This window comes from Trujillonella endophytica, assembly GCF_900110555.1.
In the GTDB taxonomy this organism is placed as follows: Bacteria; Actinomycetota; Actinomycetes; order Mycobacteriales; family Geodermatophilaceae; genus Trujillonella; species Trujillonella endophytica.
Window position 1 is genome coordinate 45,513 of the sequence record NZ_FOEE01000021.1, and the last position, 10,856, is coordinate 56,368.

At 74.9% G+C, this 10,856-nt stretch carries 9 protein-coding genes and 1 tRNA gene; 9 read left to right on the forward strand and 1 reads right to left on the reverse strand.

The window, feature by feature from the left end; translation table 11 throughout:
* The first annotated feature begins 141 nt into the window (after positions 1–141).
* The 4 genes from BMY88_RS24010 to BMY88_RS22150 all read left to right on the forward strand — a co-directional run bounded on the left by BMY88_RS24010 (position 142) and on the right by BMY88_RS22150 (position 5,836).
* Complete coding sequence (locus BMY88_RS24010; RefSeq protein WP_170861242.1) at positions 142–459, forward strand: hypothetical protein; 318 nt, start codon at positions 142–144, stop codon at positions 457–459.
* Positions 456–1,991 (forward strand): alpha/beta hydrolase, encoded by a 1,536-nt coding sequence (locus BMY88_RS22140; protein WP_170861243.1) that lies wholly within the window; start codon positions 456–458, stop codon positions 1,989–1,991. Before BMY88_RS24010 ends, BMY88_RS22140 begins: the two co-directional genes overlap by 4 nt.
* A 187-nt stretch (positions 1,992–2,178) precedes the next feature.
* Positions 2,179–5,067 carry a type I DNA topoisomerase gene (topA, locus tag BMY88_RS22145; RefSeq protein ID WP_091949170.1) on the forward strand — a complete coding sequence of 963 codons (2,889 nt, stop codon included), beginning with the start codon at positions 2,179–2,181 and terminating at the stop codon, positions 5,065–5,067.
* 7 nt (positions 5,068–5,074) lie between these two features.
* Positions 5,075–5,836: a class I SAM-dependent methyltransferase gene (locus BMY88_RS22150; RefSeq protein ID WP_244524859.1), complete on the forward strand. Its 762-nt coding sequence runs from the start codon at positions 5,075–5,077 to the stop codon at positions 5,834–5,836.
* Positions 5,837–5,851: 15 nt separating this feature from the next.
* Here the strand turns inward: BMY88_RS22150 and BMY88_RS22155 are convergent, their stop codons facing one another.
* The gene (locus tag BMY88_RS22155) at positions 5,852–6,655 is read right to left on the reverse strand and encodes a methyltransferase domain-containing protein (protein ID WP_244524860.1); all 804 of its coding nucleotides are present in this window, start codon (positions 6,653–6,655) and stop codon (positions 5,852–5,854) included.
* 114 nt (positions 6,656–6,769) lie between these two features.
* Between BMY88_RS22155 and tmk the strand changes: the two genes are divergently transcribed.
* The 5 genes from tmk to BMY88_RS22180 form a co-directional block, all read left to right on the forward strand.
* Positions 6,770–7,420, forward strand: coding sequence for a dTMP kinase (gene tmk / locus BMY88_RS22160; RefSeq protein WP_244524861.1), 651 nt, complete (start codon positions 6,770–6,772; stop codon positions 7,418–7,420).
* Positions 7,417–8,592 (forward strand): DNA polymerase III subunit delta', encoded by a 1,176-nt coding sequence (locus BMY88_RS22165; RefSeq protein WP_091949176.1) that lies wholly within the window; start codon positions 7,417–7,419, stop codon positions 8,590–8,592. Before tmk ends, BMY88_RS22165 begins: the two co-directional genes overlap by 4 nt.
* Positions 8,593–8,642: 50 nt before the next feature.
* Positions 8,643–8,715, forward strand: a tRNA-Thr gene (locus tag BMY88_RS22170).
* A gap of 239 nt (positions 8,716–8,954) precedes the next feature.
* Entirely contained in the window at positions 8,955–9,824 is an 870-nt protein-coding gene (locus BMY88_RS22175; RefSeq protein WP_091949179.1) for a TIGR03560 family F420-dependent LLM class oxidoreductase, read from the forward strand.
* A gap of 73 nt (positions 9,825–9,897) precedes the next feature.
* On the forward strand, positions 9,898–10,856 hold a 959-nt coding region (locus BMY88_RS22180; protein WP_091949182.1), incomplete at its 3' end, for an amidohydrolase family protein.

The window sequence follows — 10,856 nt, forward strand, 5'->3', positions numbered from 1 at the left end:
AGGCCGGCGCGGGGTCCGGGGTGGGCGGCTGTGGACGCAGCCGCGGGATGTGGACGACGAACGCCCGGGAACGGCGCCGCTCCCTAACGTGCCGCGGCACCGGTCCGGAAGGGCCGGTTCCGTCCACCGGGAGGTCGTGTCGTGTCCGACAGCATCGTCGTCCAGTTCGAGACGCTGGAGGGGCTGGCCGACGAACTGGCCGCGCTGTCCGCCGAGCTCGCGAGCGAGGCCGACCTCTGCCGCTCGGCGGTCTACACGTTCGGCACGGCGGCCGACGGCGAGGTCGCGGGCGCCGCCGCGCAACTCGGCACCGGCTGGGCGGAGCTGGTCGCGCTGCTGGCGGAGGGCACCGATGCGGTCGCCGGCTCCCTCCGCGCCGCCGTCCGCTCCTACCGGCTGCAGGAGGCGCAGCTGTCCGACCGGCACCTGTACGTGCTCGGCGGGGTGGCGGCGCCGTGAGCAGCTCGGGGGTGTCCGCCGTCGCGCGGTGGGAGGTCGCACTCCTGGGCAACGCGGTCGCGACCCTGGGGTCGGTCGGGGAGCGCCTGGTGTCCTGGCGGGGCCGGATGGAGGGCGTGGGCCGGACCCTGGAGACCACCGAGTGCTGGCAGGGGCCGGCCGGTGCCGCGGCCGCCGGCAGCCTGCGGCGGGTCTCGACGGTCGTCACCGAGACCACCGCCGCGCTGGTCCGGTCGCTCGAGGACGCCGACCGGATGGTGGCCGCCGCCCGCACCGCGACCGAGCTCGCCGGCGAGGCCCTGGCGGCCGCCGCGGCGATCCCGGTCGCCCTGGACGAGGCCGGCCGACCGGGCGCGCTGCCGCCGGTGCCCCTCGATCCCGCCCTCGACCCCGCCCAGGCGCTGGAACGCCAGTACGCCGAGATCGCCGAGCAGGCCGCCGCGGCGCAGTGGGCGGGGGAGCTGGCCGGAGAGGCCCTGCTGTCCGCGGACCGGGCCGCCCTCGCGGCCGCCGACGCGGTCGCGGTGCTGGCGGGCGTGGGCTTCGACGGCCGCACGGCGGCGGCCGACTTCCCGGAGCTGGTCGCCCGCGTCGGGCTGTCCGGGGTCGCGCCACCGGCACGACCACCGCTGGCTCCGGCCGAGGTGGCCGCCTGGTGGTCGGCGATGTCGGAGGAGCAGCGACTCGGCTGGATCGAGGGCTCGCCGGGGCTCATCGGGCTGCTCGACGGCGTCCCGGCATGGGCGCGGGACCGCGCGAACCGGCTGCTGCTGGCGGACGTGGTGCCGGGTGACCCCGGCTTCGCGGTGGCGACGGCCACGGCGAACGAGATCCGCGCCCGGGAGGAGGCCGGCGAGGTCGTGCAGCTGTACCAGTTCGACCCCGGGTACGAGCTCGTCGCGCTCGCCATCGGGAACCTCGACACCGCCGATGCCGTCGCGCTGGTGGTCCCCGGCGTCGGCAACGACCCGATCCAGGAGCTCGACGACGTCGCGGACGACGCGGCCGCCGTCGCGGACGCGGCCGTCGCCGCCGCACCGGGTCTGGCCGTCGCCACGGTGGCCTGGTTCGGCTACCGGCCGCCGGTGAACCTCGCGCAGGGCTGGCGCGACGACCAGGCGCGGATCGGCGGCGCGGCGCTGGACCGCACCCTCGACGGGGTGGCCGCCACCCGCGCGCACGACCCGGCGCGGGTGACGGTCGTGGCCCACAGCTACGGCACGGTGGTCAGCGACCGGGCGGCCGACGCCGCGGGGCACCTCGCGGCCGACGCGCTCGTCCTCGCCGGCAGCCCGGGGATCGACAACGACGCCGACGGCATCGAGGTGGACGACGTGTACGAGGCCTCGGCTCCGTTCGACCCCGTCACCTGGCTGGAGATCCACGGCGAGCAGCCCGCAGACCCCGACTCCCCGCTCGACGCGAGGACGCTGCCGACCGAGGCGACCATGGGGCACGGCGACTACTTCGCCGCCGACCGCCCGACACTGGCCGCGATCGGTGTGGTGGTGGCCGGTCCCCATGAGGGGTGAGGTCCGGGAACACGGCGCCCGCGCCGGTCATTGGAGCGGGTGTCGGCACGCCCGCTCACGGTCGCCACGCGGTGCCGTAGCGGGGTCGTGGCCTACCGTGGCGTCGCCGAGGGCGGACGAGCGATCCGGCGTACCGCGGCGTCGTGACGCCGGAACCCGCAGCCAGAGCACCACCGACAGGAGCACCGTGCCCCCCACGAAGACCGCGACGACCGGCACCGATACCGGCATCGAGCCCGCCGCCGAGACCGCCGGCGGGACCCGCGCGCCGTCCCGCCGCCGCACCGCGGCGGCCGGGGGGCGGCCGCTGGTCATCGTGGAGTCGCCCAAGAAGGCCGAGATGATCGGCAAGTTCCTGGGCGCCGGGTACATGGTCGAGGCCAGCGTCGGGCACATCCGTGACCTGCCGCGCAACGCCGCGGACGTCCCGGCCGAGCACAAGGGCGCTGCGTGGGCGCGGCTCGGCGTGGACGTCGACAACGGCTTCGAGCCGCTCTACGTGGTCAGCCCCGACCGCAGGCAGCAGGTCAGCCGGCTCAAGCAGCTGGTGAAGGAGGCGAGCGAGGTCTACCTCGCCACCGATGAGGACCGCGAGGGCGAGGCCATCGCCTGGCACCTGGTGGACACGCTCAAGCCGCGGGTCCCCGTGCGGCGCATGGTCTTCCACGAGATCACCCCCGAGGCGATCGCCCGCGCCGTCGCCAACCCGCGCGAGCTGGACACCGCGCTGGTCGACGCGCAGGAGACCCGCCGCATCCTCGACCGCCTCTACGGCTACGAGGTCAGCCCGGTGCTGTGGAAGAAGGTCCTGCCGAGGCTGTCGGCGGGCCGCGTGCAGTCCGTGGCCACCCGGATCGTGGTCGAGCGCGAGCGGGAGCGGATGGCCTTCCACGCCGCCGGCTACTGGTCGCTGGAGGGCACCTTCGCCGTCCCCGGCAAGGCCGCAGGTACCGACGAGGGCGAGCCGACGACGCTGCGCGCCAAGCTCGTCAGCGTCGACGACAGCCGCGTCGCCACCGGCCGCGACTTCGACCCGGCCACCGGCCGGGTCACCGGCGAGGTCGTCCACCTCGACGAGGCCGGCGCCCGCGGGCTGGCAGCCCGCCTCGAGGGCCGCCAGGTCGGCGTCAGCCGGGTCGACGAGAAGCCCTACCGCCGCCGGCCGTACGCGCCGTTCACCACCTCGAGCCTGCAGATGGACGCCGGCCGCAAGCTCGGCTGGTCCTCGGCGCAGGTCATGCGGGTGGCGCAGCGGCTGTACGAGAACGGTCACATCACCTACATGCGCACCGACTCGACGAACCTGTCGAACGAGGCGATCAACGCCGCGCGCACCCAGGCCCGCGAGCTCTACGGCGACGCCTACGTGCCGGCCGAGGCGCGGCGCTACGCCAAGAAGGCCAAGGGCGCGCAGGAGGCCCACGAGGCGATCCGCCCCGCCGGCGACAGCTTCCGCACGCCCGGTCAGCTCGCCGGCCAGCTCGCCCGCGACGAGTTCCGGCTCTACGAGCTGATCTGGCAGCGCACGGTCGCCTCGCAGATGGCCGACGCCGTCGGGCAGACGGTGAGCATCCGGCTGGCCGGCCGCAGCGCCACCGACGAGGCCGTCGAGTTCACCGCCAGCGGCCGCACGATCACCTTCCCCGGCTTCCTGCGGGCCTACGTCGAGTCCCGCGACGAGGGCAACGGCGCCAGCACGGACGACGACCAGGGCAGCGACGACGCCGAGCGCCGGCTGCCTCGCGTCGAGCGGGGCCAGCAACTGGACACCCGCCAGCTCGACGCCAAGGGCCACACCACCTCGCCGCCGTCCCGCTACACCGAGCCGAGCCTCGTCGCGCGGCTGGAGGAGCTCGGCATCGGCCGCCCGTCGACCTACGCGTCGATCATGCAGACCATCCAGGACCGCGGGTACGTCTGGAAGAAGGGCGCCGCCCTGGTGCCCTCCTTCGTCGCGTTCGCCGTGGTCAACCTGCTGGAGCAGCACTTCGCCCAGCTCGTCGACTACGACTTCACCGCCTCCCTCGAGGAGGAGCTGGACGAGATCGCCGGGGGCACCCTCCAGCGGGTCACCTGGCTGACCGAGTTCTACTTCGGCGGCGAGGGCGGGCACGCCGGCGCGATCGCCCGGTCGGGCGGGCTGAAGCAGGTCATCGGGCAGCGGCTGGAGGAGATCGACGCGCGCGGGGTCAACTCCATCCCGCTGCGGGCGACCGGCCCCGCCGGCGAGCCCGTGGTCGTCCGCGTCGGCCGCTACGGCCCCTACCTGCAGGCCGGTGAGGACGGCGGGCGCGTCAGCATCCCCGAGGAGCTGGCGCCCGACGAGCTGACCGCCGAGAAGGTCACCGAGCTGCTCGCCGCCCCGTCCAGCGACCGCGAGCTGGGCACCGACCCGGAGTCCGGGCATCCCGTCGTCGTCAAGGCCGGGCGCTACGGGCCGTACGTGACCACCGTGGTGCCCGAGGGCAGCAAGGACGCGCCGCGCACCGGGAGCCTGTTCGCCTCGATGTCCCCGGAGACGCTGACCCTCGACGACGCGCTCAAGCTGCTCAGCCTGCCGCGCACCGTGGGCTCGGCGCCCGACGGCGAGGAGATCCAGGCGCTCAACGGCCGGTACGGGCCGTACCTGAAGAAGGGCACCGACTCCCGCTCGATCGAGGGCGAGGACAAGCTGTTCAGCGTCACCCTCGAGGAGGCGCTGGCGATCTTCGCCCAGCCCAAGCAGCGGGGCCGGGCCGCGGCGAAGGCGCCGCTGAAGGAGCTGGGTCCCGACCCGGTGACCGAGGGCGCGATCACGGTGCGCGAGGGCCGCTTCGGCCCCTACGTGACAGACGGCGAGACCAACGCCAGCCTCCGCAAGGGCGACGACGTCGAGTCGATCACCCTGGAGCGGGCCGCGGAGCTCCTCGCCGACCGGCGCAGCGCCCCGAAGAAGCCCGCCAGGAAGACGACGGCGAAGAAGACCCCCGCCAAGAAGACCCCCGCCAAGAAGACGACCGCGAAGAAGACGACCGCGAAGAAGGCCCCGGCCGCGAAGAAGGCCGCCTCCTCCGCGGACGCCGTGCCGCTGGCCTGAGCCGGCCGTGACCGGCTCGCTGGACCCGGCCGCCTGGCAGGCGCGCCGCACGTCCTTCGGGTCGGTCGCGGCCGACTACGCCGCGCTCCGGCCGGGCTATCCGGCCGACGCGGTGGGCCACCTCCTGGGCGCGCGGCCGCGGCGGGTGCTGGACCTCGGCGCCGGCACCGGGCTGCTGACCGAGGCGCTGCTGGCCGCAGGCCACCGGGTGGTGGCCGTCGATCCCGCACCGCCGATGCTCGCCCAGCTGCGGTCGCGCCTGCCGCGGGCGGCGGCGGCCACCGGCGCGGCCGAGGCGATCCCCCTGGCCGGGGCCTCCGTCGACGCGGTGGTCGCCGGCCAGGCGGCGCACTGGTTCGACCCCGCGCGGGCCGCCGCCGAGCTGCGGCGGGTGCTGCGGCCGGCCGGGGTCGTCGGCCTCGTCTGGAACAGCCGGGACGAGCGGGTGGCGTGGGTGCGGGCCCTGGGGGAGGCGCTCGCCGCCGAGGCCCGCGGGCACGAGGCCGACCGGACCGTCGTCGACGCGATCGCGCGCGCGCTCCCGGCCCGCGTCACCCACGCCCGGTCGTCGGTGGTGCAGCGGGTGACCCCGGAGCAGGTGGTCGGCGGCATCGGTACGCGCAGCTACGTCGCCACGATGGACGACGCCGCGCGGACGGCGTTCCTCGACGGCCTGCGGGACCTGCTGGCGCGCCACCCCGACACCCGCGGCCGCGCCGAGCTCGAGCTGCCGTACCGGACGGACGCCTACCGCCTCGACCCGCGCTGACCCGACGGCTCCGGGCTACGCCGCCCGGGTGCCGACGGCGAACACGCGGCGGAAGGGCAGCACCGTCGTCCCGTCCGGGCGGGGCGGGTAGGCCGCTCGCAGGGCCGCCGCGTAGGCCGCGGTGAGGTCGGCGGCCGCGGCGTCGTCCAGGACGGCGAGGACCGGCCGGAGCACCGTTCCGGCGACCCAGCCGAGCACCGGGTCCGGGCCGGTGAGCACGTGCAGGTAGGTCGTCTCCCAGGCCTCGGCGCGCAGCCCGGCCGCCTCGAGCACCTCCAGGTAGCCGGCCGGGTCCAGCACCGGCCGGGGCGGGGGAGCGGCCGCTGCCGCCCGGGCCCCCCACCGGCCCGAGGCGCAGAGCTCGGCGAGCAGCCGGTGCGTGGGCGCGCCGGCGTTGCCGGGGACCTGCAGCGCCAGCTGCCCACCGGGGGCCAGCCCCCCGGCCCAGCGGCGCAGGAGGTCCGCGTGGCCGGGCACCCAGTGCAGGACGGCGTTGGTGACGAGCACGTCGACGGGCTCGTCCGGTCGCCACCCGCGGACGTCGCCGGCGACGAACGACACCCGACCCGGGACGGCGTGCGCGGCCGCGGCGGCGAGCATCTCGGCGGAGGAGTCGACGCCGGTGACCCGCGCCCCGGGCCAGCGCCGGGCCAGCGACGCGGTCGCCCCGCCCTCGCCGCAGCCGAGGTCGACCACGACCCGGGGGCCGGCCACGGTCACCCGGGCGAGGAGGTCGGCGAACGGCCGGGCCCGCTCGTCGCCGAAGCGGAGGTACTGCCCCGGGTCCCAGCGGCCCGCGGGCACGTCGGGGCCGGCCACGACGCCGACCCTACGAGCGGACCGGGACCGTCGCTCCCGGCCGGTACCGTGGCGCCCGCGCGCCCACCGGCGCACCCGACCCGCCGCACGCCTCCCCGGGAGCCCGCCATCCCCGTGTCCGACGCCGCCCACCGCGGGCTCTTCCTCGCCTTCGAGGGCGGGGAGGGCGCGGGCAAGTCCACGCAGGTGCGGCTCCTCACCGAGGAGCTCGCCGGGCGCGGTCGCGCCGTGCGCGCCACCTTCGAGCCCGGCGACACCCCGGCCGGCACGGTGGTCCGGCAGCTGCTGCTGGACCGGGCCGACCTGGCGCTGAGCCCGCGCGCGGAGGCGCTGCTCTACGCCGCCGACCGCGCGCAGCACGTCGACGCGGTGCTGCGTCCGGCCCTGGCCGCCGGCGAGGTGGTGGTCACCGACCGCTACGTGGACAGCTCGCTGGCCTACCAGGGCGCGGGGCGGGCGATCCCGCGCGAGGAGGTGGCCGCGCTGTCCCGGTGGGCGACCGGGGGGCTGGTGCCCGATCTGACCGTGCTGCTGGACCTCCCGCCGGTGACCGGGCTGGCCCGGGCCCGGGGCCGGGCCGCCGCCGACCGGATGGAGGCCGAGTCGCTGGAGTTCCACGAGCGCGTCCGGGCGACGTTCCGCGAGCTGGCGGCCGCCGAGCCGCACCGCTACCTGGTGCTGGACGCGACCCTCCCCGCCGACGACCTGGCCGCCGCCATCCGCGCCCGCGTCGCGGCGCTGCTCGACCCGGCGCTGCCGCGGTGACCGTCTGGGACGGCCTGGTCGGCCAGGACGACGTCGTCGCGATCCTGCGCGGGGCCGTCGAGGACCCGACGGCCATGACCCACGCGTGGCTGTTCACCGGGCCGCCGGGGTCCGGGCGGTCGGTCGCCGCCCGCGCGTTCGCCGCCGCCCTGCAGTGCCCCGAGGGCGGCGACGGCACCTGCCACGCCTGCCGCACGGTCCTGGCCGGCACCCACGCCGACGTGCAGACGGTCATCCCCGAGGGCCTGTCGCTCGGCGTCGCCGACGTCCGGGAGATCGTCCGGATCGCCGGGCGCGCGCCGTCCCAGGGGCGCTGGCAGGTGATCATCATCGAGGACGCCGACCGCATGCCCGAGCGCGCGGCCAACACCGTGCTGAAGATGCTCGAGGAGCCGCCGCCGCGGACGGTCTTCATGCTCTGCACGCCCAGCCTGCACCCCGACGACATCATGGTGACGATCCGCTCGCGGTGCCGCGTCGTCGCGCTGCGCACCCCGCGGGCGGAGGCCATCGCCGACGTGCTGGCCCGTCGCGACGGGGTGGACCCGGCGATGGCGGCGTGGGCCGCGGCGGCCTCGGGCGGGCACGTCGGCCGGGCCCGGCGCCTGGCGCGCGACGAGGGCGCGCGGCTGTCGCGCAAGGCCGTGCTCGACGTGCCGCTGTCGCTGGTGTCCCTCGCGGCCTGCCTCACCGCCGCCGACGACCTCGTGGCCGCGGCCAAGGAGGAGTCCGACCAGGCCACCGCGGCCCTCGACGGGGTGGAGACCGAGGCCGTGAAGGCCAGCCTCGGGGTGGGCGCCCGCGGCCCGGGGGTCGCGGCCGCCAGCCGGGGCGCCGGCCAGCTCAAGGAGCTGGAGAAGCGGCAGAAGTCGCGGGCCACCCGGATGGGCCGGGACTCCCTCGACCGCGCGCTGGTCGACCTCGCCGCGCTCTACCGCGATGCGCTCGTGCTCGCGGCCGCCCGCGGTTCCGACATCGGACCGCCGGCGCTGGCCCACCCCGACCGGCGGGCGGACGCCGAGGAGCTCGCCGCCCGCGTCGGCGCCGAGGGCGCGCTGCGGCGGATCGACGCGGTGCTGGCCTGCCGGACGGCGCTGGACCAGAACGTGAAGCCGCAGTTCGCCGTGGAGGCGCTCACCGTGGCGCTGCGACTCCCCGTCGATCGCCGCTGACCGGTGCGCGGCTCCGCGGAGGCGGTGTCGTAGGCTTGTCCAGCACGTCCGCCGCCTTAGCTCAGTCGGTAGAGCATCTCACTCGTAATGAGAAGGTCGTCGGTTCGATTCCGACAGGCGGCTCTCCTCCTCCTCGACCGTCGTCCACCGCGACGAGGCCCGCGGCGCCTCCCCGCGACGGTCGGCCGCCGGCATGGACACGGCGTCTCCCGGCGGACATCCTTGCCGCCATCGGATGAACTGGGTCACACTCCGCTATCGCAAGCCGTACGATTGCCTTCCGAGCGTCGGCACGCGATGATGTGACCGATGTCAACACGTCGAATCATCCGCAAGGTCCGCCGGGTGTCGAGGAGCGCTGCATGAAGCTCGGTCTCCACCTGAACGACTACTCCCACCTCGGCGAGCCGCAGGACATGGGGCCGGCCCTCGCCCGCATCGCCCGCGCCGCGGAGGACGTCGGCTTCGCCCGGCTCAGCGTCACCGACCACCTCTGGCAGATCAGCCTCATCGGCGAGGAGAACGAGCCGATGCTGGAGGCGTACACGACGCTGGCGTACCTCGCCGGCCACACCTCCACGATCGAGCTGCAGCCCCTCGTCACGGCCGCCACCTACCGGGCGCCCGGCCTGCTCGCGAAGATGGTCACCACCCTCGACGTGCTCTCCGGCGGCCGCACCTGGCTGGCCCTCGGTCAGGGGTGGAACGAGCAGGAGGCCACCGGCCTGGGGCTGCCCTACGACCACCACGACGGCCGCTACCAGCGGCTGGAGGAGACGGTCCGCATCTGCACGCAGATGTGGAGCGACAGCGACGACCCGATCGTGACCGAGCACTTCCAGCTGGGCCAGACGCTCAACGAGCCGCGGCCGGTCTCGCGGCCGCGTCCCCGGATCATGATCGGCGGCGGCGGAGAGCTGCGCACGCTGAAGCTCGTCGCCCAGTACGCCGACGCCATGAACGTGTGGGGCGGCGAGGAGGCCGGCCAGAAGATCACGCGCCTGCGCGAGCGGTGCGCGGAGGTCGGCCGCAACCCCGACGAGATCGAGAAGACGGCGCTCTTCACGTTCGACGTCGAGGGCCCCGACGGGGTCGACGGGGTCCTCCGGGAGCTCCGCCGCCTGCACGACGCCGGTTTCACCACCGTCTACGGATGGGTCCCCGACCTCGGGTCCGAGGCCCAGCTGGAGCTCATCGGCTCCAAGGTGATCCCCGAGGTCGGCTCCTGGTGACCGGCCCGGCACCGTCGCACGTCAGCTCCCGAGCAGGATTTCCAGAGATGTCGCAGAAGAGAGAGGTACGGGCATGAACGTCGAAGACATGATCATGATCAGTATCGACGACCACGTCGTCGAGCCGCCCGACATGTTCAAGAACCACGTCCCCGAGAAGTACAAGGACGAGGCGCCCAAGTCCATCCCGGACGAGAACGGCTACGAGAAGTGGTGGTTCCAGGGCAACTCGATGGGGACCGTCGGCCTCAACGCCGTCGTCGGCTGGCCCAACGAGGAGTGGGGCCTGAACCCCGCCACGTTCGCCGAGATGCGCCCGGGTGCCTACGACATCCACGAGCGGATCAAGGACATGAACCGCAACGGGATCCTGTCCTCGATGTGCTTCCCGTCCTTCGCCGGCTTCAGCGCGCGGTACTTCCAGGAGGCGAAGGACAAGGACCTCGCCCTCATCATGCTGAAGGCCTACAACGACTGGCACATCGACGAGTGGTGCACGGCCTACCCGGGCCGCATGATCCCCTGCGCGATCCTGCCCGTGTGGGACTCGCAGGCCCTCGTCGAGGAGGTCAAGCGCGTCGCGGCCAAGGGCGTCAAGGCCGTCACGATGCCGGAGCTGCCCCACCTGCAGGGCCTGCCCAGCTACCACAACCTGGACTACTGGGGCCCGTTCTTCGAGACCATCTCGGAGCTCGAGGTCGTCATGTGCCTGCACATCGGCCAGGGCTTCGGCGCGATCAACGGCGCCCCCGACGCACCCATCGACAACATCATCATCCTGGCCACCCAGGTCTCCACCTTCGCCGCGCAGGACCTCCTGTGGGGCGGCGCGATGACCAGGTACCCGGACCTGAAGATCGCCTGGTCCGAGGCCGGCATCGGCTGGATCCCGTTCTACCTGGACCGCTGCGACCGGCACTACACCAACCAGCGCTGGCTCGGCCACGACTTCGGCGGGAAGCTGCCCAGCGAGATCTTCCGCGAGCACTCGCTGGCCTGCTACGTCACCGACCCGACCGCGCTCAAGGTCCG

Coding starts and splice junctions, on each gene's coding strand:
- BMY88_RS22175 (WP_091949179.1), top strand. CDS start 8,955: ATGAAGCTCGGTCTCCACCTGAACGACTACTCCCACCTCGGCGAGCCG.